We start from the raw sequence: 22,040 nt of genomic DNA, 5'->3' as shown, positions 1-22,040 counted from the left end.
ACCTCCTTACACTAATTGTTCTACGTCCCAGCCAAAAGCTTTGGCTGCGGCCAGTAAGCTTTCCTTTAAACCTACGCTTGTTTCCAGCACCTGACCGGTTGCTGTAACGGAACCTTCCTCAAAAGCGTTGCGCCACCTGATTGTAAAGGGATGCAAGCCAAGTTTTTCAGCCAGCAGATCCATTTGGGCTTCATAGGCTATAGGCGGCTGAGCTGCCCCAAAGCCACGCATGGCCCCAGTAAAGGGGTTATTGGTAAAGACTGCATAGGAATCCACTTTCACGTTGGGCACTTGGTAAGGCCCGGTGGCATGGACTGCCGCTTTGCGTAAGATGTTGGGGGCCCAAGAGGCGTATGCTCCACTGTCGCCTATGATGCGTGCTTCTACGGCTGTGAGCCGGCCGTCTTTTTTCGCCCCTGTTTTATACTCCATATACATGGGGTGCCGTTTGGAGTGGGCGTGAAAGGATTCGTGCCGGTCATAAATCATCTTCACCGGTTTTTTGGTTAACCAGGTTAGCAGGGCGCAGTGGATTTGCACGGTCATATCCTCCCTGCCGCCAAAGGCTCCTCCTACGGCAGTACAAATTATTCTGACCTGGTTGACGCTTAAACCTAAAGCTCTGGCAACTTCCACCCTGTCCCAGTGGACGTACTGGGTGGCAACTCTTAGCACCAAATGGCCTCTCTCATCGATCGTACAAAGAGCCGCTTCCGGCTGGAGAAATGCATGGTCCACCATCTGGGTGGAATAGGTATTTTCTACAATAACATCGGCTTCGGCAAATCCTTTTTCCACATCGCCTTTTCTGATCGGCAGGTGGTAGAGGATGTTGCCCTTCTCCCACACTTTAGGGGCATCTTCTTGCATTGCCTCCCTAGGATCGAAAACCCCTGGCAGTTCTTCGTACTCTACTTTAATCAGTTCCAAAGCTTCGGCAGCAATTTCTTCGGTATCAGCTGCCACCAAGGCAATGGCGTCATTTACGGAACGAATACGGGAGTCTGCTAACACAGGGGCATCAGGGAAAAGCACACCATGTCCGTTATGCCCCGGCACATCTTTGGCGGTTACTACTTTACGCACCCCCGGCAGCGCCTCTGCCTTGGAAGTATCTATGCTGATAATTCGACCGCTTGCTATTTTGGTCCGCAGGGTTTTGCCGTAAAGCATGCCTGGTTCATAATAATCAGCGGGAAACTTTATCATTCCTGTTACTTTTCCCAGTCCTTCCACCCGGCGGGCTGACACACCTACTGCTTTTTTCATTTGGAATTCACCTCTTTTCCGGTAAGGCTCTCAATGGCGTCTACAATCTTGCTGTAACCGGTACAGCGGCATAGGTTTCCTGAGATAGCTGTTTTTATTTCTTCCCGGCTAGGGTTAGGATTCTTATCGAGCAGTGCTTTGGCAGCTAAAAGCATTCCGGGTGTACAAAAACCGCACTGTACAGCTCCGTAATCGAGAAATGCTGTTTGCAGCGGGTGAAGTTGCTCTAAGCTGCCCATACCTTCAATTGTCAAGATTTTTTTGTCCCTGGCCTGCAGAGCGAAAATGAGGCAGGAGTTCACGGGCTCACCGTCAATTATGACTGTGCAAGCGCCGCATTCCCCTTCGCCACAGCCCTCTTTGGTCCCTGTTAAGTGGAGGTAATCCCTGAGCAAATCAATTAGCCTGAGGTTTTGGGGAATAAGAAGGTCAACCTGCTCACCGTTTATTTCTGCGCTGAATCTGACTTTATCCATCTCCTAACCTCCTTCCCTAAACAAGTTTCAGTTTTTGCAAAGCCTGCCGCATCAGGCCTTTGATGGCTTCATTTTTCCATTTGGCAGACGGACGGTTGCCTAGTTTTTCGCTGACAACCTGGCTGGAGGCAGCTATTACTTGCTCCAGCACTTCCTTACTTGGGGACTTGCCGGCAAGCATTTCTTCCAGTCCCGTTGCCCGGAAAGGATTGGGAGCCACTGCACCTAGGGCAATCCTCGCTTCTTTGATTAAATTCTCTTCAAGGGTAATTACTGTTGCTACGCTCATCCTGGCAATAGCCAAGGCGTTTCTGCGGCCAAATTTCACAAAAGAACTTCTTGACTGTTCATCTGGCAGCAGAAACTTGATTTCGGTAATGATCTCGTCAGGAGCCAAGTTATTTTTGCCTGCTCCAGCCAAAATTTCCGGCACCGGCACCTCCCTCTTTACTTGTGCGCTTTCAACTTGTACCACGGCGCCTAAAGCCACCAGCGGCGGTACGATGTCGGCAGCCGGTGAAGCATTGGCAATATTTCCGCCGATTGTCCCCTGATTGCGAATTTGGGGTGATCCGACTACAGAAGCTGCTTCAGCTAGTACGGTAACCCGTTCTTTTAGAAGGGAGGAATTTGCCAGCCGGGTAAAAGTAACCATGCTGCCAATGCGCACCACACCGTCGTCAAAGGTGATCTGCTTTAATTCCTCCAGGCCCGAAAGGTCAACAATCCCTTTGGGTTGATACTTTTTGTTCCTGATGTCAAGCATCAGGTCAGTACCGCCGGCCAGAACTTTTAGCGGTCCTTCTGCTTGGACCAAAATTTCCAATGCTTCCCGAACGGTCTTAGGCATGTAAAAAGTGTACTGCAATGTTAATCCCCCTTTCCCTATGATCCTTTATTTAGTTGAAATAAAAACCCCACAACTAGTTTTTTATACTACTGTGGGGTTCAGGGATGTCGAATGCTGAAATGACCCTTGCTTTTAATTGTTCAAAAATGATTTAATTAAAATTTCAGATTTTCACAACAAAATAAAATAGGTAACCATAAAAATACCGACTAAAAGAATATGTTGCTTCACGAAATTTTCAAGCTACGCGAGGCAAAATATTCTTGTAGTCGGGCAATTTACGGTTACCCGGTAGAAACTCCCGGACCTTATTACCGGGAATATACAAGATGCTTTCGTATTTATTTATCAGCATACTAATAGATTAATTTAATAGTATAATAACCCGATAATTATTGCAAGATGTTAGATCTGGAAACAACTATTAACGTTTACTTGTTATTCAATGTTATTTAACATTTTTGGTTATTCGACATTTGGTTATTCGACATTTTTGTCGAAATTCCTCCATCGGCTACCTAGTTTTTTAAAATAACCTTACCAGAATAAAAAAACTGACTCAATATTTCCCAAAAAATTGCCAGCATTTATACAACTTTCCCACTGGTATATTTTTTTAGGGAGTGCTATAATTTTTATAAACATAAATTTATTATAATGCACATCGAGAACTAATCCATTCATGTGCATAGGCTGATCAATTTGCATAAATAAAAAGGAGGAACGCAAATGGATGTATTAAGGGCAGGCGAGACCGTCCATGCACCGGCAGGCAAGGGTGTTATCAACAGGATTTTACCAGTTGGTAAAGCCCTGGTTTACGAAGTGTTATGCGAAGGTCAGCTGTATTACTACAATGAAACAGAACTGACTTCAATCCAGTAGTAGACGTTCCAAAGCCGTGCAAATGCACGGCTATTTTTATTACGAGCAGCATTGTTAAATGCTTTTTTTATTGCGTAAAGCATATCCATCTAAGAGCATAATAAAACAGACCCCATGCTTTTTTACCAGCGGTACTAGGAAAATTATTATTTACGGTATTTTGGGAATACAGTATAATTTAGAAATAGAATTTCCAAGGAGGTCTCCATGAAATCATTTTTCTTTGCTCTTGTGGGAGCAGCCCTTTGGGGACTGGCCCCTATTTTAGGGAAGCTTGGTCTGGTAGCGGTGGAACCAACCCTGGCTTTATCTTTACGCACTTTCTTGATCAGTATCATCTTATTAATCTGGTTTATTTTTACGGAGCAGTGGACAAATTTAACCAACCTACCGACAAAGTCCCTGCTTTTTCTGGCAGGGGAAGGCATACTTGCGTCCTTACTAGGACATCTGGCTTATTATTACGCCTTAAAATACGGCGAAGCTTCCAGGGTATCGCCTGTCATGGCCAGCTACCCTCTGCTAACGGTTTTTCTGGCAGTATTGCTTTTGGGGGAGAAATTCAGCTGGTACAAAATTGCCGGGGCATTGCTCGTGCTAGGAGGAGTAATTTTATTGAAAAAATAATAACTAAAAAACGTCCTGAGCAAAAGGACGTTTTTTAATCACCCTATTTTGTTTTACGGTAATAATCGTAAGTCATCGGATCCGCATTCTCCAAAAGCTTACCCCCGACCACATCAGCCACAAACAACCAATGGGTCCCGCAGTCCACCACCTTATCTTTCAGCACCTGGCACTCAAGATAACCTAAGCAATCCTGCAGGAGCGGGGCTCCGGTTTTTCCGGCAGTATATTTAATACCTTTAAACTTATCAAATTCCCGTCCCGAGCGGTATCCAAAACGGCGTACCAAAGAATGGGCCTCCATACCCAAAATATTAACCGAAAAAACGCCGCTAGCCTGGATATGCTCCGCTGTGAGATTGCCTTTATTAATACCTATAGCTACCCGCATAGGTTCACTTGTAATTTGGAAAACAGTATTGCAGACTTGAGCATTGATTTTTTCCCCTTTGGGTGAGCCGACAATGTAAAGGCCGTAGGATATTTTATAGATAGCCTGCTTAGCCGCCTCCCTTTCTTCCGGAGCCAATTTATTTTCAGGCTCCGCCTCCCCGCCCGCTATTTCCTCAAAAAATTCAGGGCCTACACCACATTCCGGACATACATCCGGTGGATTATCTCCAACATGAATATAGCTGCAAATTGTACATTTCCATTTTTTCATGGACTATTCCTCCTGTAACTTTTATAGATGTATTTCGTGACAGAGGTAACTTACAACAAAATTCAAGCTCATTTCACTTTATCCTGCTATTTTACTATTTTTTTACCCTGAGCGACATAAAATCCAAGGCAATTATTTTTTTCTTGAATATAATTCTAAAACAGCAAATTCCAGAGGAAAATTTTGTAATAACAGCAGGAAATGGTCGTAACATATCGAATAATGTAGTAAAAGCTAAGACAAGAAGGAAGGGTTTATAGATGAATCAAGATATCATAAATATAAAAGGTACGCGCAACGGGTTGATCATCCTTATTAACCCTGCCTATGATTTTGAGGTGATAAAAGCTAAATTACAGGATAAAATTAGTTCGGCCAAAGGGTTTTTTGCCGGCGCAAAATTCGCCTTGCAGAGCCCTCAACAATACTCTTCTGAAGAAAGAAAACAATTAACAGAAATTTGCTGCCAAAACGGTTTGATACTCGACAAAGTAATTGAATGTAAAACGGACGGAGCAATTTGGACTGGGACAAAACTACCAAAACAAGAACATAATACGACCGACAAAGAGATTTTTTCTTCCCAAGGACTGCTTCCGGGGGAAAAAGAGCAGAACTGCCTGTTAGTTAAGCAAAACCTGCGCAACGGCCAAGTCCTCCATTACTCCGGTCACATTACTGTGTTGGGGGATGTCCATCCCGGTGCTCAAATTACCGCAGTGGGCAATATTCTGGTTATGGGCACTCTAAAAGGTATTGCGCATGCCGGCGCTAGCGGAAATCGCAAGGCAGTCATTATGGCATACAACCTGCTTCCCACCCAGTTGAGAATTGCAGACGTAATCGCCAGAGCACCGGAACAACAAAAGTATGTTGGGACTTACCCGGAAATAGCTTATCTTTCAGGCGGTCAGATAATTATAGAGGAATACAACACCAGCCGGAGCCTTTCACTTACAGGCTAGCTTTTTGCTTATTCTGTAGTCAAGAAAGCTAGTTTTGAGTTTTGAGTTTTGAGTTTTGAGTTTTGAGTGTTGAGGTTGAGTGTTTGAATTTTGCTTTTGATTTTGAAGTGAATGCTGAACCGAAATATGGGAACAGCTGGTCTTTTTGGTGTCCAATTTCGAGCACTGAGGGAGTACTAATCCCGGATTTGCTGGAAATTGCGCCGATGTGCCTATGTGAATAAAGTGAAAAAGTTACCTTTATGGTAACTTTTTGCTTGCTATCAATAAATGCAATTCTTAATTCTTAACTCAAAAATAAGCGTTCTAAACTCTTCATTCTTAACTCTTAACTCTTAACTTTTAACTCTTCACTCTTCACTCTTAACTGTCTTTACATCACTTTAGTGATGCCCTTATACACAAGACCGCGGGAAGCATCTACGGTAACGATCAGCCCCTCTTCCAACAAACGCAAGGCTCCTTCCGCACCCACAATTACCGGTATCCCTAAATTTAATCCGACGATAGCAGCGTGAGAAGTCAGCCCTCCTACCTCCGTTATTACTGCCGCAGCCTTTTCCATGGCGGGCACATAATCCCGGTCAGTGGCTCTGGCTACCATTACGTCCCCTGCATTGATTTTGGCCAGCGCCTCTTTTGCGCTCAGGCAGATCTGCACCTTGCCACTGGCTGAATTACGTCCAATGCCCTGACCTTTTACTACTGCTTCACCAACGATATGTACTTTAAGCAGGTTAGTAGTCCCGGGAATACCCGCGGGAACTCCTGCAGTGACTACAACTAAATCCCCTAATTTAATTTCTCCCTTGTCTATTGCCATCTCAACAGAGGTGTTGATCATTTCGTCGGTACCTACCGTTTGGGGAATCTCCAGCGCAACAACCCCCCAAACAAGGCTTAGCTTGCGCATAACCGCCCTGTTGGAAGCAGTGGCTATAATGGGAGCTTTGGGACGATATTTGGCAACCATTCTAGCTGTTGAACCGGAAGCTGTAGGAGTAATAATGGCTGCTGCTCCCAATTCCATAGCAATGTTTACTGTAGCATGACCTATAGAATCGGTAACTGTTTTCGGGGCTTTAATGTCTTTTCCCCTGGCAAAGCGGCTATAATCCAATGCCTCTTCTGCTCTCTCCGCTATCCGGGCCATGGTTTGAACCGCTTCTACCGGGTATTTCCCCGCCGCAGATTCGCCTGACAGCATCACCGCATCGGAGCCGTCAAAAATGGCGTTAGCTACATCATTAGCCTCCGCCCTGGTAGGCCTTGGATTACGTACCATGGAGTCAAGCATCTGCGTAGCGGTAATCACAGGTTTTCCTGCCTGGTTGCATTTTGCAATAATGCTCTTTTGGACTATAGGTACTTCCTCGGCAGGAATTTCAACCCCTAAGTCCCCCCGGGCAACCATAATACCATCAGAGACCTGCAAAATTTCGTCAATATTATTGACTGCGGCCCTGTTTTCGATTTTGGAGATAATCTGCATGTCCGAACCGTGTTCTTCCAAAATCTTACGGATTTCCAGTACATCGCCGGCAGAACGGATAAACGAAGGCGCAATAAAATCCAAGCCATGTTTGATGCCGAATTTGATGTCTTCCAGATCCTTTTCTGTTAAAACAGCTAAACTTATATTAACTCCCGGTACATTTACTCCTTTCCGGGAAGAGATCTCACCGCTGTTTAAAATTCTGCAGCGAATTGAATCCTCAGTAGATTGTAAAACCTCAAGGGCAATTAGTCCATCATCAATTAGTATGCGGTCGCCTGTTTGCACATCCTTAGGCAAACCGGGATAATTAATGCTAATTATATCCTCATTTCCTAACACCGGACGAATTGTCAGTGTCAATTCCCGGCCTTCCTGTAAATTTAGTTTGGGCTCAGCCAAATCCCCGATTCTTATTTCAGGCCCTTTGGTATCAAGCATTATACCAATATTGTAATTCAGCTCAACAGCAGCTTGCCTGATTGCCTTGATTCTGGCTTCATGTTCCTGATGGTTTCCATGGGAAAAATTAAGACGCGCCACGTTCATTCCTGCTTGCATCATCTTTTTCAGCGTCTCAATACTTTCGCTAGCTGGTCCAATAGTACAAACTATTTTTGTATGTCGCATCTTTTCCCTCCTAAATCGAGAGCATGCCGGCTAATTGGTAAACATCAGCATCAATTGCTTTCTTTAGAGACAAAGCCCATTCAATTTCATGGCTGACTATGGTGTTATTTACAATTCCGACCATATGATTGCTTACACCTTCCAGCAGCAATTCCACTGCTTTGGCTCCCATTCTGCTGGCCAACATCCGGTCAAAAGCAGTAGGTGTTCCGCCTCTCTGGATATGGCCTAAAATGGTTACTCGAGTATCCAGGCCTGTCCGCTCCTCAATTTCTTTACTTACCTCCAGCGCACTGCCTACACCCTCAGCAACCAGGATAATACTGTGTAGTTTACCACGATCTCTACCACGAAGGATCTTTTCGCTAACTTCAGCAAAATTGGGTGCATATTCGGGGATCAAGATTGACTCAGCCCCGCCGGCTATTCCTGCTGCCAGAGCAATTTGCCCTGAATTTCTACCCATAACTTCTACTAAAAATACCCGTTCGTGGGAAGTGGCGGTATCACGCAGCTTATTAATAGCATCTACTACAGTATTTACAGCAGTATCAAAGCCAATGGTAAAATCAGTACAAGGAATGTCATTGTCTATAGTTCCAGGAACTCCCACCACTTTAATTCCGTGCTCATGTAAAGTGACAGCTCCCCGGAATGAACCATCGCCTCCGATTACTACCAAACCGTCAATGCCCCTGTGTTGGAGCATTTTAACCGCTTGGGTGCGCCCTTCAGGCGTCATAAATTCCTGGGATCGGGCTGTAAGCAAAATCGTGCCGCCGCGATGGATAATATCGCCTACTGAACTAATAGATAACTCTTTAAATTCTCCGTAAATAAGGCCTGCATAGCCACGTAATATTCCAACTACCTCCAACCCATGAAAAATGGCGGTTCGAACAACAGCCCGGATAGCTGCATTCATGCCAGGAGCATCCCCGCCGCTGGTGAGAACCCCTATACGTTTCATTATTTTGCCTCCTAACCAGAAAGAGCTTCGCTAATTATTTCGTGGGCTTCCTCCGCCTCTGACTCGGGGACTAAAATCTCAAAAGCACCAGCATCTCCCACCTGCGGTGAACCCGCCGCCCGAATCTGAACAAGTAATCCTTCGGAAGTTAAGGTAGCTTTGAGGTTTTCCGCTATATTACGATTAGAGGCTATGTAAACTACAGTCCACATGTTTCACATGTCCCCCTTTTCACCATATTAGATCTTTCTTTTGAGATCTTTTGACTTCGCTATTTATTCTCCTGCACTAATAACCCCGAGTTTTGTAAAAATTTGCGCCTTGCCACGAATTTTTATGGCTGATGTGTGTTCAGTAAATTGGGCGAGCATAACCTCACCTTTGTCAAGTTTCTCAGAATGATGAAATTTAGTATCCTTTCCGCGGGTCAAACCAATCAAAGTAACTCCGTTTTCCAAAGCCTTTACTACTATGTAATCACCGGATAAAAAAACATTTTCCATATCATTCACTCCCTTAAAATATGCTTCCTATAAAAAATCATGTATTACGCGCTATTTCAACTCTTTTGGAATTTTTGTTTCAAAGCTTTTTCAACTTCAGAAGGAACAAGGCCGGTAACACATCCCCCAAGCGCAGCTACTTGTTTAATTATGCTGGAACTAATGAAAGAATATTCACTGGCAGTTGTCAAAAAAATTGTTTCAGCCTGCGCGTGCAATTTTTTATTCATCATGGAAATTTGAAACTCATATTCAAAATCGGAAACTGCCCTAAGTCCCCTTACTACAGCGCAAGCTCCTTTAGCTTTTACGTAATCCATTAAAAGTCCCGAAAAAGTTTCCACGCGGGCATTAGGTATATTAATAATAACCTGCCGCAGCATGTCCGCCCGTTCCTGCAAAGAAAACAGGTTGGTTTTGTATGTTTCTTCGGCTACTGCCACTATTACCTCATCAAATAAAGTAGCCGCCCTTTCTAAAATATCTAAATGTCCATTTGTGACCGGGTCAAAAGTCCCCGGATAAATTGCAATACGCAAGATAACCATCCCTTTATATACTTATCTGTAAAGCTAATTCAACCTTGGGGAAAATATTCCTGCTGCTTGGTTTAATTTTTTATTGCGCAGAATAAAACATGGCACCTGCAAAGGTACCCCATTTTTTCTTATTCCGCCTTATAGCCTTTTACTGAAATTTCACCCCATTTCACCTACTTTCCTCACGCATATTTTTACCAGTAATTAGCTACTTATCCCGGAAAATATAAAAAAACCGGCCTTGCATCAAGCCGGTCCTGTTGATTTGCGGGAAAGCAGTGAATCAGTAGTGGCGTGGGCCAATTTCGCACATGCGGCAGCTGTGATCCCTGCAACTATATCGTCTAAAAAAGTATTTACCTTATTTACTTTGTTATCATTTAGAATTCCTATCACACCTGGTTTGATTTTATCCAAATAACCAAAGCTGGTAATGCCGATACTGCCGTAAATGTTGGTGATTCCGTAAGCGAGTACTTCATCCAAACCATACAGCGGCTCGTCGGTAGCAATTATAGTCTGCAACGGTTCCGGCAGCAGTCCTTCTTCCGCCATTTTGTCGAGCGCTATGCCGGTTAAAACCGCATATTGTACATCCCGCTTTTTAAATACCTGCTGCACAGCTTCCAAGCAATCGTGTAACTCAAGTTTAGGGTTATATGGTTTTTGCAATTCCAAAACAATTCTAGCTATATCTTGCAGTTCAACACCTCTCAGGCGTAACTCTTCAGCTATTAACTCCATTTCTACCACTCCTTTCAAACGGCGTGTTATCATAGTATGCACCGCCTGCTAGAGTGTTAATCTAACAGCCCCTGTACCGCAAATCTTTTCTATTTTTTGCTTGAGGGTAGGAGTGGGTTCCACCCAGTAACCCTCTTCCAGCTTTAGCATTCTTTTGCTGGCGGGGAAATAAAGGTTGACCGGGGTTTTTCCCGGATTCGCCAGGAGCACCTCTTTCAATTTATTTAAAATCTCTGTCCCTGTTTCCCGGAGAATTATATTTACCGCTTTATAAATCGGCACCCCGGGCTGCAATAAAGTTACGGTTTCAGCAAAAACCTTCCGCTCATCTTCGTTAACACTAAGCCTACCTGAGAGAAAGATAACCTTATCAGCCTCCAGAAAAGACATTACGCGCAAGTAGTTCTTAGGGAAGACCAGTACTTCGATAGAGCCGCTGGTATCCTCCAGGGTAAAATAGGCCATGGCTTCACCTTTTTTGGTTACTGTCCTTTTAAAGGCGGTAATTATTCCCCCTAGCTTAACACTGGCACCGTCTGGAACTTCTGCCAAATCTCCTATCTGGTGGCTGACCAGCCCGGATAACATGGACTGGTATTCCTCTAAAGGGTGACCGCTGACATAAAAGCCCAGAATCTCCTTTTCCATGGCCAGAATATCCTGCTTGGAATATTCTTTTAAATCCGGTTCAACCGCAATTTGCGGTAGTTCAATGCTGCCACAGTCAAAAAGGGAAATTTGTCCAAGCCTCTTGTCTTCCTGCACCCGCTGTCCGTTTTCGATGGCACTGTCCAGCATATACAACAGCCTGGAGCGGTATTTACCCAGCGAACTGAATGCCCCGCAGCGGATCAGGCTTTCTAACACTCTCCTGTTAACATGACGGAGATCAACCCGCTGGCAGAAATCCTCCAGGGAAGTAAATGGTCCGTTCTTTCTGGCCTCTAAAATAGCCTGAATGGCACCGGTCCCTACGTTTTTAACCGCCGCCAAACCAAAGCGTATCTTTCCTTGGGAAGCGGTGAAGTCGATTAAACTTTCGTTGACATCGGGAGGCAATACTTCTATGTTGATTCTCCGGCATTCTTCAATATAGGCCGTGACCTTGTCAGTATTACCCATAACACTTGTAAGCAGAGCTGCCATAAACTCCACTGGATAATGGGCTTTTAAATAGGCAGTCTGGTAAGCCAGTAAGGCATAAGCAGCGCTGTGGGATTTGTTAAAACCATACCCGGCAAAATAAGCCATCAAATCAAAAATCTCCCCGGCCACTTCTGCCTCTACGCCTCTTTGCACCGCACCCCGCAAGAAATTCTCCCTTTGCGCGGCAATAATCTCCGGTTTTTTCTTACCCATTGCCCTGCGCAAAAGATCAGCCTGCCCCAAAGTAAATCCTGCCAGTTCACTGGCAATCCGCATCACCTGCTCCTGGTAGAGAATCACTCCATAAGTATCTTGCAATATTGGTTCTAATTTCGGGTGCAGGTACGTAACCGGAACTTCCCCGTGTTTCCTGGCGATAAAATCCTCTACCATGCCGCTGCCCAAAGGGCCCGGGCGGTATAAAGCCACCAGGGCGATAATATCTTCAAACCTTTCAGGCCTTAAATTCTTTAAAATCGCCTTCATCCCGGAGCTTTCCAACTGGAAAACACCGGTGGAATCCCCCCGACTGAGCATCTCGTAAGTGGCAGGATCATCCAGCGGTAAGTCTTGCATGTTTATCTTCAGCCCATGGTTTTCCTCAATGATTTCCATTGCTTTCCCGATGACTGTAAGTGTTCTTAGTCCCAATACGTCCATTTTCAAAAGGCCGATCTCTTCTACAGTCTGCATTGGAAACTGAGTAACAATGCCATCCTCACCGGCCTTTTGTACCGGCAGGTAATTGACTAATTCCTCTTTGGCAATCACCACGCCGGCGGCATGGGTTGAAGCATGCCTGGGCATTCCCTCAATTGCCTGAGCTATCTGTACAAGGCGGTTATACCTTTCATCGTTGGCACAAATTGCCTTTAAGTCGGGACTAATTTCCAGGGCCCTCTCCAAGGTTATTCCCAATTCACCCGGAACCAGTTTGGCTATTTTATCAACTTCGGCCAAGGGCACATTCATTGCCCTGCCTGCATCGCGCACTGCCGCTTTGGCAGCCATGGTTCCAAAGGTGATGATCTGGGCCACGTGGTCGCTGCCGTATTTGTTGATGAGGTACTCGATCACCTCACCCCTGCGTTCAAAGCAAAAGTCCGTATCTATATCGGGCATGGTAACCCGTTCAGGGTTTAAAAATCTTTCAAAAAGCAGGTCATACTTTAAAGGATCGATATCGGTAATCCCCAAGGTATAAGCTACCAGGCTGCCTGCTGCTGAGCCCCGGCCAGGCCCGACATAAATCCCCTTGCTCCTGGCATAATGGATCATATCCCAGACAATTAAAAAGTAACCGGAGTAACCCATCTGTTTAATAATACCCAGCTCATACTGCAAGCGTTGTATAATCTCCTCAGTGGGTTCCCGATACCTGCGCTTGAGACCTGCCTGGCACAATTCTTCCAAATAACTATCAACCGTATGGCCTTCAGGTACAGTATAATTGGGCAAAATAAGCTCTCCGAAAGAAAACTCCACCTGGCAGCGCCTGGCTATTTGCACCGTGTTCCATAAAGCCTCCGGGACATGTCCAAAAAGCAGGTGCATCTCCGCTGCACTTTTCAGATAAAATTCATTAGTAGGAAAACGCATCCGGTCAGGGTCAGCCAGGGTTTTCCCCGTTTGGATGCACAGCAGGATATCGTGAATTTCAGCTTCGCTCTTTTCTATGTAATGCACATCGTTAGTTGCTACTACCGGTATAGCCAACCGCTTGCTTAACGCCAGCAAATGCTGGTTGACCTCCCTTTGCTCAGGAATTCCGTGGTCCTGCAGCTCCAGATAAAAGTTATCAGGTCCGAAAATATCACGGTAGTCTTGCGCTACCCGGGCAGCTTCTTCAAACTGCCTGTTTAAAACCAGCTCAGGTATCTCCCCGGCCAGGCAGGCGCTTAAAGCGATTATGCCTTGACTATGCATTGCCAAGAGTTCCTTGTCCACCCGAGGTTTATAATAAAAGCCTTCAGTAAAAGCCCGGGAAACCAGTTTTAAAATATTTCGGTAGCCTGTCAAATTTTCGGCCAGCAAAACCAAATGATGCTGGTTATCGTCAACTTGGGGCCTTTTATCAAAACGGCTATGCGGGGCCACGTAGACCTCACAACCGATCAGAGGTTTAATGCCGTTCTTCTGACACGCTTTATAAAAGTCGATGGCGCCGTACATCACGCCATGGTCAGTTATAGCCAGGGCTTCCATACCAAGTCCCTTGGCTTTGGCAGCAATCTTATCTATCCGTCCAGCTCCGTCTAAAAGGCTGTATTCGGTGTGGACATGCAAGTGCACAAAACCGCTGTCATTGCCATGACTGCTTGCTGAATCGACTTGATTTATAGCCATGCGCTATTCTAGAACCCCCTTTCGTTAGCTTCTAAGCTTTGTTAAGGTATTCTTAGCAATTCCTGCTTGATTACTATTGTTCCATTGTTAAAGTATACTTTCATTATACACCAATGTAAAATAACAAGTGTACAGGCAGGATTCCAAAAGAAAACCTTTGCCATCTTGAACTTTTCCATATACTATATTCTTGAAAGGAGGTGGAAATTTTGCCAATCATTACCTTTGACGGTCCAAAACTCACCCGTGAGCAAAAGGCGAATTTAGTAAAAGAATTTACAAAAATAGCAAGTCAAGTTACCCAAATTCCCGAGCAAGCTTTTGTAACCTTAATCAGGGAGATGGAACCGGATAACGTTGGTTCCGGGGGACAGTTGTTATCGGATAAACAAAAATAACAGAAAAGCCGCTCTTATCTTGAGTGTAAAAGATAAAAGCGGCTTTTCAAAAGTTCTAGACCTGGTTGGAATTACGGCTTCTGGAAGCAGGTTCGTCCTGAATTTCTTTTGACCCGTCTTGTGATACAATATCGGCATACTGTTCCAAATGAGGCTGTCCTTCAATCGTGGACATATAACCGGAACCGATTTTTCCTTCTATAAACTGATCCCTTTCCGGGTGGCCCGAATTCCCTGAGGCATCAATTTTTTCATTTTTTTGCCTGGGGGACATATTAACCCTCCTTTCCCTTGAAATTATTTTCCACTGGTTATTACCTATTTTTAGAGAACTTTTTTAAGTTGGCTTTTTTACGTAACTTCTACGCACAAATAGTTGCCAGACAACTTTATTGACCGTAACGCAGCCGTCTGTTCATCAGGCCGCCAATCCTTCCACTTTCAGCAGCGCTAAGTCCCGCCCAGCCAACTGCTTTTACCTTATCCAAAAGACCGATTTCCTCGGCAATTTCTAATTTCAGTTCCTCCAACGGATCGTACTTTTTTTCCTTCTTTTTCGATGGTTTGACGTCTTCTATTTTTTTCACAGCAGACACAAATAACACCTCCCTTGGGTAGTATTACCGAAAAGAGGTGCAGTTATTTAACGACTAAATTTAAAACTAGCTCATTTCAGCAGAGATTTGCTTAACCAGCTCCTGTACAAAAGGGCCCATATCACCGCTGGCATACGCTTTCATGGTACCGGCAGCCACTCCCCGGACAGCGGCGGGATATAATTCTTGAGGCAGGCCTAGTTTTTCCATCTCATTCTTAATCCGTAAGGCTGCCCTGATACCTTCTGTGGCACCAAGCACATTCAATTTAGCCACAATTTCTTCGGAGCCAAAAACCACTTTACCCATAGAACCAAATAATTCTGCAACTTCGGAAGCCAGAGCTTCATTTGGAGCATCAATAACTATGGTAGGATTCTCTCCAGCCAAAATTTCCTTAGCATGACCAACAAATTTAACAGAAACAACCTGCTCCTTGGTCCCCAAAACATCTATTATCACTTCTTTCGGGCAGCTGGTGGCAATATTTATAAGCAGTGTACCCGGTCGAATAAAAGCTTTTAGGTTTGCAGTAGCTTTCGCCATAATTGAAGTAGGTAAAGCCAAAATAACCATTCTAGCTGCACTTAATTCTTCTAATTCAGCCGCACGACCCCCAACCTCTTTAGCCAGTTCTCGGGCCTTTTCCTGTTCCACATCGTTCACTAATATTTCAGCTTTACCGGATAACCGCACCGCCAAAGCCTGTCCCATACGCCCTGCTCCCATGATCCCGATTATTTTTGACATTTTCTCACCCCGTAATGTGTGTGTTTATGACTTTTACTATTATAACCTATCTCCTAGAAAAGCGTATCTATAAAAGCGGGGCTGGATATAGTGTAATAATCCGGGTGGCCCAGTACAATTACTGTTATACACCCTTTGTTCTTACACGCTTTTAATCCTTCTTGAATTAACTGTGACCCAATACATCTCCCTTGATATTCAGGTTTTACAGCTACTGGAGCTAAAGCAATTAATATGTGTTTTTGTTTTTCATTCTCTATAGTGATCTTGCTAAGCATGATCTGACCTGGAATTTGATTGCTCTCGCCTGCTTCCAATTACGGCCCGGTATTTAGTCGTGATTCCCTTATAACTAGTTTACTTTCGTTATTCCTTCCAAAAGCAATTTCATTTGCTTCGTCAATTTCTTTGAAACCTTCTGTTCTTTCTCTTCGTATGAAAGCCATACTAATTAATGTTCCTCAAATAATATAGGTCTGGCTTTAGCTTAGCAAACAGTCAATTGCTGAAATAAAACGGCAATTTTTCAGTGATAAATTCGTGTCCTTCTTTGTCTGTAACAGACGCATATAATAAATATCCTTGATTAAATTTAAAAGTTTCTTGTTCTTTACTTTTAAACAAATTGCCTTCATATTGCCATCCATCTTTTGGATTTTTATCTATGTAGAATACATACGGCTCGCCCTCCGAATAAAGATACATGATCATAAATTTAACTGTTTGCGCATTTGTATAGCCGTTCAACCTTATGCGCAGATTTCCTCTGGCTAAGTAACACCAGTCGTTTTCTATTTCAGGTTCTGGAATTATAGAAAATGTACTTAAAACATCTTTAACATCTCTAAAGAGTAACCTACTTTGAGCCGATGTCATGCGTTTCTCTATGTCCTCTTTTTCTTTATTTATTTTGTTTAGTTGGTTCTGTAGTTCATTATTTCTACTTTCAAGCTCAATAATCTTGCTCTTTAATTTATTAAGCTCGCTATTCAATCTGTCATTTTCGGATAATAGATTATCATTTCTTAATTGAGTGTTTTCATTTTCTCCTTTGTCAAAAGCATATGTGCTACATCCACTAAGTACAAACATAATTATTACTAAAAATATTGCAGTCATCTTTACCTTCATGATAATCTCACTTTCCTTCTAGAATTCATTTTAATGCCCCCCTATTTCATATACGTAGTGTTAATTAATTTACACCAAAATAGATTCTAAAGTCTTATATATCGGGGGTTTCAAGTTTTTTTACAATAAAAAACAATAACACCCCCGTTTTTGGTATAATTGAGTCGTTCAAAACAACAATCCACCAAAAGGAGAGTGTTATTGTTGAACTCAATTATACCATTTTTGATACTATACAATCAATTTTTACTTAAACAAATTCGCCAGTTACTTTTGTTTATCGTTAAAAATATTCCCTTAAAAACTCCTAAACAGGATATCACCAGCCCGAAGTATCGTAAGCTTACTGTGGACAGGCTCCCCATTATTAAACAGCCTGAAAAACTTGACTACAAGCAGCTGCTTAACGATTACAAGTCTAAGCATGGTAAAGAGCTTAAACCTGTTAAGTCCCGTGGGAAAAACCCTGTTTCTCCCGATGTTGTTTGCCACCGTTGCGGCGCCCCTCATACATACCTCTACGACAATACAGGAGGCCGTGGTCAGCTTTTATGCAAAGTCTGCGGGCTAAGGTTCAACAAAGATAAGAAGGACTTTAAAATCGGTGCACTTACTTGCCCTTATTGTGGCAGAATCCTTGAGAAAAAGAAGGAGCGCAAGCAATTTAATATCCACAAGTGTACGAACAAGAAATGTCCTTTTTATCTTCAGTCCCTTAAAAACCTTTCTCCGGAAGACCTGGAAGAATACAAGAAAGATAAGCATAAATTTAAGCTACACTACATCTACCGCGAGTTCACTGTCGACTTTTTTAAGGTCGATTTAAACAGTATGCCTAAAGGATCAGTCAATTTTACTTTTCGTCACTTTTCTCCTCACATTCTTGGTCTTTGCCTGACCTATCTTGTAAACCTTGGGCTGTCCACACGGGCTACTTCCAGGGCCCTTTGGGAGATCCACGGCGTTAAAATCTCTCATGTTATGGTCAGTAAATATGCCAAAACTGCTGCCGCTTTGGTTAAACCTTACGTTGATAATTTTGATTACAAACCCACAAACTACCTGGCTGCTGATGAAACCTACGTTAAGGTCAGAGGCATCAAGCATTATGTCTGGTTTATTATGGATGCACTCAAAAAATCTATCTTGGGCTATTGTGTATCTGATACAAGGGATGTAGGTCCTTGTATCCTGGCTATGCGTATGGCTTTTGCTAAGTTTAAAGATTTCCCCGCTCAAGCCCTAAAGTTTGTTGCTGATGGCTACTCTGCCTACAAGCTTGCACAGCAGCAGTTCATGCTTAAAGACATGGATTTTAACCTTACGCAGGTATTCGGACTCACCAATGATGATCCTGTTTCGGAAGAATATCGCTGGCTTAAGCAAATTATTGAACGCCTTAACAGGACCTTTAAATTCTCCTATCAGGTGACAAACGGCTATGGTAGTGGGGAAGGCTCAAATACCCATGTGTCACTTTTTGTAGCCTATTACAACTTCCTGCGCCCACACTCCTATACTTACTGGCAGCCACTAAACTCTATTCCGGAACTTGAGTCTATCCCAAACATGCCTGCTAAATGGCAGAAGCTTATTGAATTATCACAGCAGCTTATCCTGTCACAGCAAACACCATAGAACAGGCGGTAGCACCCTTAATCCTTCAACCTCTTATCTGCCCTTAAACATGCGGTTCAAAGACTGTCAAATGCCTTTCTTCGAAGGCAATGACCTCTTGACAGGCTTTGAATCCGCATTGTTATGCTCTTCATAGAGGTTGGAGGTGTTTTGTTTTACTGTTCTTCTGGGCTATCTCGTTTTTCAGGTGACATTTTGGGTTTAGTCTGTCCCATATACTCCTTAAACTGCATTTTTCATAAGTTAGTTAACACTATCTTCATATAACGTTTTGGATTGCCGACACCGCTAAGCCTTAAGATGAAACTCGGGCTCTTGATGTATCTTAGCAGGAGCGAAACTGGCGCGCGGCGTTATCTATTTTATACTATCAATAATTATTTTTTCTAAATCGTTAGCTCCCTTTTTAACGAATTTGAGCCAAAATTTCTTTTCATCATTCGGAAAAGTTTTGGCGGAATAAATAATTGAGCGTTTTAACCAAGGGTCTAGAGCCGCATAATTATCTTTGAATGTTCGCAACCAAGCTGATGCTTTGGCTTCAATTGCGGCCATTACTATCTTACGTTTTGCAATAGATTCAACTTTATCAAAACATTGAATGAGAATATCAATATTATTTAAATCCTTAATCCTCGAAAACAAGCTTAGTATAATAACTTGTAAATACTCATTCTTTCAGTAGTTCCTGAATATATCGTAGCATCCTATCGTCGGTCGGAATCTGTTTCATTTTTGCTACTCGTTCCGGTGATGTGAAATCCCTCTAGAACATATGATATATATTTCCTCTTTCTGCATTTTTCGGAAATTTCCTTCCTTATTATGTCGGTTATGGAAATTATGCCCGCTAAGTATTGCCAGCAACAAACATAAACAAACCCCAATAGCAACACTACCGGGGTTAAAAAACATTTTTTTCGTGATGGTAATAAACGCCTAGGGATCCAAACGCCCCATGGTTGCCTCTATAATCATACCATACTATACTCAAAGGAACTGATAATTATTCCTCCACTAAATGTCTTAGGCTTTTGACATTGCCGGAGGAGTAAAAACGGTATTCTGACTAGGCACCTGTTACTCAGTTCAGGTAAATAGCCATTTTTGAGCAAAAAAAAATCAAGGATAATAATCCTTGAAATGTAAATGGTCGGGATGACAGGATTTGAACCTGCGACCTCACGGTCCCGAACCGTGCGCTCTACCAAGCTGAGCCACATCCCGGAAAAATAACTGCATAGTCCATTATAACGACCTACAGTTAAAAAGTCAACAACATCAACCTATTGTGTGAAGGTGTAGGCAGCACCCAACCTACTAAAAAAGGAGCGTTGTTATGTAAAAATCGCTATGCGCAAATCGAAGAAGCGTAACTTACTTTAAGTTTCGTTACGCCCTCTTTACTATTATAATTCTTTATTCTGTATTCTGTGTTTAAATTTTTGCTGCAATCCTTAAAAGAACATCCCCCGGACAAAGCGGAATAGCCACGAACAAACATTTGTAGGGAGTATCGTATCATGTCGATTTTCAGAAAACAACAACCATTAAAGTTATATTTTTCTCCCAGACAGCCGTTCGCAGGGTCGGAGGCAGCAGGGATATTCCAGTCAACCCGCGAATTATAAGTGCCATAAATATAGATCCAAGCGAAGCCATCGCCAAAAAAATCAATTGAGAAACGATTTGTATTATAGATTAACAGTTGTTTCCCTGGAAGTGCCTCCCCTGCGTGAAAGATTAAAAGATTTTCATCAAGAAGAAGGTGTCAACGTGGAATTTCCAAAAATAGTTAAAATAAGACAAAAATTTTCCGGACCGGTAATCGGCGATGTGGCCACTGAACTGGCAAAAATCTCAAGGCCGCTTATCGAGCAGCGGGTCACTCCCGGCATGAAAATTGCAATAGCTGTAGGCAGCAGAGGCATCGCCAATATTGCCCTCATGGTTAAAGCCCTCTGTGCAACACTTTCAGCTGCCCAGGCCTATCCCTTTATTATACCCGCAATGGGAAGTCATGGAGGCGCAACTGCCGACGGCCAAAAAAAAGTTTTGGCAACCCTGGGAATTACTGAAGAATCAATAGGTCATCCCATAGTATCGTCTATGGAAACAGTCATAGCGGGACATACTCCTCAAGGAGTACCTGTCCACTTGGACCGGGAAGCTTCTCAGGCCGATGGCATAGTGTTAATCAACCGCATCAAAGCCCATACCGATTTCAAAGGCGACTGGGAAAGCGGCTTGCTGAAACAGATGACTGTGGGATTGGGAAAACACAAAGGCTGTACCTTAATGCATACCCACGGCCTGCGGGAAACGATTCCTGAGGCTGCCCAAGTCATCTTGCAATCAGGAAAAATACTCTTCGGCATTGCTATCTTAGAAAACGCCAGGGAAGAAACAGCAGAATTAGTTGCTGTGTTGCCGGATGAAATGCTGGAAAAAGAAAAAACGCTGCTGCTTAGAGCCAAACAACTCATGGCCAAACTGCCTTTTAATGAGCTTGATGTATTAGTTGTTGACCAGATTGGCAAATTCTTCAGTGGCACAGGTATGGATACCAACGTGATTGGACGGATAATGGTACCCGGTGAACCCGAACCAGCCTCCCCAAAAATAAAAAGAATAGTAGCTTTGGACTTAGCTCACGATTCCTACGGCAATGCCCTGGGGATTGGTTTAGCAGACCTTACCACAAAAAAATTGGTAGAGAAAATAGATTTTCAGGCCATGTTTGCCAATTTAATCCCCACCGGCTACCTGGAACGGGGAAAAATACCGGTTACTTTGGAAAATGACCGCGAAGCAGTAGCCACAGCCCTTAAAACTATTGGCCCCACTCCCCCAGGCCAGGCCAGGTTGGTGAGAATTAAGAACACCTTGCACTTGGAGGAGATGTATATTTCTGAAGCTTTACTACCGGCAGCAACCCAAAATCCCTCTTTGGAGATTGTGGGGCAACTAGTGCCTATGACTTTTAATGCGTCCGGCGATTGGATTTACGAGGAGGAAAGATCATGAGATTAATGCACACCAGTCTGCCTGAATTTAAATTAAAAATGCAAGGAGCAGTAGTCAAGGAGTCACCCAATAAAAAGCTGGAAATCAAGGGTCTGGAAAACTTAAATGCTGCCAAGATGCAGTCTCTCCGCACCGGGCGCATCGAACATGCTGTTGAAGAATTAGCCGCCCTGAAAGAGGTGGACAAAGTCGAAGTGGTAGTTATGCCCAGGGTGCCCGAAACCATGCATACCGTTATCGTCAAGGGCTATACCAAAGACAAAACACCTGTAAAAGCTATCTTGGAAGTCATAAATATCATTCACCCTACTGAAGAAGTTGAGTTGGAAGGTTTTTCGCAAGTAGATGACCGCCGCCCCAGAATCGGGGGGCATTAAAAGGAGGCTGCGTT

General features: G+C 43.6%; 24 protein-coding genes, 1 tRNA gene and 1 riboswitch. Of the genes, 7 read left to right on the top strand and 18 right to left on the bottom strand.

Translation table 11 applies throughout. From position 1 onward, the window contains the following. Positions 1 to 6: 6 nt before the first annotated feature. The 3 genes from EYS13_RS16170 to EYS13_RS01595 are packed head-to-tail and all read right to left on the bottom strand — an operon-like array spanning position 7 to position 2,613. Complete coding sequence (locus EYS13_RS16170; RefSeq protein WP_265332403.1) at positions 7 to 1,269, bottom strand: xanthine dehydrogenase family protein molybdopterin-binding subunit; 1,263 nt, start codon at positions 1,267 to 1,269, stop codon at positions 7 to 9. Continuing rightward, positions 1,266 to 1,745, bottom strand: a complete 480-nt coding sequence (locus EYS13_RS01600; RefSeq protein ID WP_227765296.1) for a (2Fe-2S)-binding protein — start codon at positions 1,743 to 1,745, stop codon at positions 1,266 to 1,268. Before EYS13_RS01600 ends, EYS13_RS16170 begins: the two co-directional genes overlap by 4 nt. A 16-nt stretch (positions 1,746 to 1,761) precedes the next feature. Then, positions 1,762 to 2,613 carry an FAD binding domain-containing protein gene (locus EYS13_RS01595; RefSeq protein ID WP_227765292.1) on the bottom strand — a complete coding sequence of 284 codons (852 nt, stop codon included), beginning with the start codon at positions 2,611 to 2,613 and terminating at the stop codon, positions 1,762 to 1,764. A gap of 228 nt (positions 2,614 to 2,841) precedes the next feature. Beyond that, positions 2,842 to 2,943, bottom strand: a riboswitch (purine riboswitch). A gap of 381 nt (positions 2,944 to 3,324) precedes the next feature. Here EYS13_RS01595 and EYS13_RS01590 point away from each other — a divergent pair. Together EYS13_RS01590 and EYS13_RS01585 are read left to right on the top strand one after the other, a co-directional pair. Then, entirely contained in the window at positions 3,325 to 3,480 is a 156-nt protein-coding gene (locus EYS13_RS01590; RefSeq protein ID WP_227765291.1) for a hypothetical protein, read from the top strand. Positions 3,481 to 3,687: 207 nt separating this feature from the next. Next, positions 3,688 to 4,107, top strand: coding sequence for an EamA family transporter (locus EYS13_RS01585; RefSeq protein ID WP_227765289.1), 420 nt, complete (start codon positions 3,688 to 3,690; stop codon positions 4,105 to 4,107). 43 nt (positions 4,108 to 4,150) lie between these two features. Here the strand turns inward: EYS13_RS01585 and EYS13_RS01580 are convergent, their stop codons facing one another. After that, positions 4,151 to 4,771, bottom strand: coding sequence for a flavin reductase family protein (locus tag EYS13_RS01580; RefSeq protein WP_227765287.1), 621 nt, complete (start codon positions 4,769 to 4,771; stop codon positions 4,151 to 4,153). 260 nt (positions 4,772 to 5,031) lie between these two features. Here EYS13_RS01580 and minC point away from each other — a divergent pair, with 260 nt between their 5' ends. Next, entirely contained in the window at positions 5,032 to 5,736 is a 705-nt protein-coding gene (gene minC, locus EYS13_RS01575) for a septum site-determining protein MinC (protein WP_227765283.1), read from the top strand. Positions 5,737 to 6,109: 373 nt separating this feature from the next. Here minC and pyk read toward each other — a convergent pair whose 3' ends face one another. The 7 genes from pyk to EYS13_RS01540 form a co-directional block, all read right to left on the bottom strand. After that, entirely contained in the window at positions 6,110 to 7,861 is a 1,752-nt protein-coding gene (gene pyk, locus EYS13_RS01570) for a pyruvate kinase (RefSeq protein ID WP_227765281.1), read from the bottom strand. 10 nt (positions 7,862 to 7,871) lie between these two features. After that, on the bottom strand, positions 7,872 to 8,831 hold the full coding sequence (pfkA, locus tag EYS13_RS01565) for a 6-phosphofructokinase (protein ID WP_227765280.1): 960 nt from the start codon (positions 8,829 to 8,831) through the stop codon (positions 7,872 to 7,874). An 11-nt stretch (positions 8,832 to 8,842) separates the two neighbouring features. Further along, complete coding sequence (locus EYS13_RS01560) at positions 8,843 to 9,043, bottom strand: glutamate decarboxylase (protein WP_227765278.1); 201 nt, start codon at positions 9,041 to 9,043, stop codon at positions 8,843 to 8,845. Positions 9,044 to 9,106: 63 nt separating this feature from the next. Beyond that, positions 9,107 to 9,334: a trp RNA-binding attenuation protein MtrB gene (gene mtrB / locus EYS13_RS01555; RefSeq protein WP_227765276.1), complete on the bottom strand. Its 228-nt coding sequence runs from the start codon at positions 9,332 to 9,334 to the stop codon at positions 9,107 to 9,109. A gap of 56 nt (positions 9,335 to 9,390) precedes the next feature. Next, a complete protein-coding gene (coaD, locus tag EYS13_RS01550; RefSeq protein WP_227765275.1) occupies positions 9,391 to 9,873 on the bottom strand; it encodes a pantetheine-phosphate adenylyltransferase in 483 nt (160 codons plus the stop codon). Positions 9,874 to 10,119: 246 nt separating this feature from the next. Further along, entirely contained in the window at positions 10,120 to 10,650 is a 531-nt protein-coding gene (locus EYS13_RS01545) for a phosphatidylglycerophosphatase A family protein (protein WP_277998237.1), read from the bottom strand. 15 nt (positions 10,651 to 10,665) lie between these two features. Continuing rightward, positions 10,666 to 14,109: a DNA polymerase III subunit alpha gene (locus EYS13_RS01540; protein ID WP_227765274.1), complete on the bottom strand. Its 3,444-nt coding sequence runs from the start codon at positions 14,107 to 14,109 to the stop codon at positions 10,666 to 10,668. 209 nt (positions 14,110 to 14,318) lie between these two features. On the opposite strand from EYS13_RS01540, the gene dmpI reads away from it, so the two are divergent. Continuing rightward, the gene (gene dmpI, locus EYS13_RS01535; RefSeq protein ID WP_227765273.1) at positions 14,319 to 14,507 is read left to right on the top strand and encodes a 4-oxalocrotonate tautomerase DmpI; all 189 of its coding nucleotides are present in this window, start codon (positions 14,319 to 14,321) and stop codon (positions 14,505 to 14,507) included. Positions 14,508 to 14,562: 55 nt separating this feature from the next. Here dmpI and EYS13_RS01530 read toward each other — a convergent pair whose 3' ends face one another. The 5 genes from EYS13_RS01530 to EYS13_RS01510 all read right to left on the bottom strand — a co-directional run bounded on the left by EYS13_RS01530 (position 14,563) and on the right by EYS13_RS01510 (position 16,984). Beyond that, positions 14,563 to 14,781: a hypothetical protein gene (locus EYS13_RS01530; RefSeq protein ID WP_227765272.1), complete on the bottom strand. Its 219-nt coding sequence runs from the start codon at positions 14,779 to 14,781 to the stop codon at positions 14,563 to 14,565. A gap of 115 nt (positions 14,782 to 14,896) precedes the next feature. Continuing rightward, positions 14,897 to 15,103 carry an alpha/beta-type small acid-soluble spore protein gene (locus EYS13_RS01525; protein WP_227765270.1) on the bottom strand — a complete coding sequence of 69 codons (207 nt, stop codon included), beginning with the start codon at positions 15,101 to 15,103 and terminating at the stop codon, positions 14,897 to 14,899. Positions 15,104 to 15,169: 66 nt separating this feature from the next. Then, positions 15,170 to 15,853, bottom strand: a complete 684-nt coding sequence (locus EYS13_RS01520; protein ID WP_227765266.1) for a pyrroline-5-carboxylate reductase family protein — start codon at positions 15,851 to 15,853, stop codon at positions 15,170 to 15,172. A 53-nt stretch (positions 15,854 to 15,906) separates the two neighbouring features. Continuing rightward, positions 15,907 to 16,170: a GNAT family N-acetyltransferase gene (locus tag EYS13_RS01515; RefSeq protein ID WP_227765264.1), complete on the bottom strand. Its 264-nt coding sequence runs from the start codon at positions 16,168 to 16,170 to the stop codon at positions 15,907 to 15,909. Positions 16,171 to 16,351: 181 nt separating this feature from the next. After that, complete coding sequence (locus EYS13_RS01510; protein ID WP_227765262.1) at positions 16,352 to 16,984, bottom strand: coiled-coil domain-containing protein; 633 nt, start codon at positions 16,982 to 16,984, stop codon at positions 16,352 to 16,354. Positions 16,985 to 17,188: 204 nt separating this feature from the next. Between EYS13_RS01510 and EYS13_RS01505 the strand changes: the two genes are divergently transcribed. Continuing rightward, a complete protein-coding gene (locus EYS13_RS01505) occupies positions 17,189 to 18,622 on the top strand; it encodes a DDE-type integrase/transposase/recombinase (RefSeq protein WP_227762485.1) in 1,434 nt (477 codons plus the stop codon). Positions 18,623 to 18,979: 357 nt separating this feature from the next. Here the strand turns inward: EYS13_RS01505 and EYS13_RS01500 are convergent, their stop codons facing one another. Continuing rightward, positions 18,980 to 19,177, bottom strand: coding sequence for a hypothetical protein (locus EYS13_RS01500; protein ID WP_227765260.1), 198 nt, complete (start codon positions 19,175 to 19,177; stop codon positions 18,980 to 18,982). Positions 19,178 to 19,772: 595 nt separating this feature from the next. Further along, positions 19,773 to 19,849 (bottom strand) — tRNA-Pro (locus tag EYS13_RS01495). Positions 19,850 to 20,311: 462 nt separating this feature from the next. Between EYS13_RS01495 and EYS13_RS01490 the strand changes: the two genes are divergently transcribed. Next, on the top strand, positions 20,312 to 21,649 hold the full coding sequence (locus EYS13_RS01490) for a nickel pincer cofactor-dependent isomerase, group 22 (RefSeq protein WP_227765259.1): 1,338 nt from the start codon (positions 20,312 to 20,314) through the stop codon (positions 21,647 to 21,649). After that, positions 21,646 to 22,026 carry a hypothetical protein gene (locus EYS13_RS01485; RefSeq protein WP_227765257.1) on the top strand — a complete coding sequence of 127 codons (381 nt, stop codon included), beginning with the start codon at positions 21,646 to 21,648 and terminating at the stop codon, positions 22,024 to 22,026. The genes EYS13_RS01490 and EYS13_RS01485 overlap by 4 nt, the downstream gene beginning before the upstream one ends. The last annotated feature ends 14 nt before the right edge of the window (positions 22,027 to 22,040 follow it).

It is taken from the genome of Zhaonella formicivorans (genome assembly GCF_004353525.1).
In the GTDB taxonomy this organism is placed as follows: Bacteria; Bacillota; DUOV01; order DUOV01; family Zhaonellaceae; genus Zhaonella; species Zhaonella formicivorans.
This window is presented reverse-complemented; position numbering and strand designations above follow the sequence as displayed.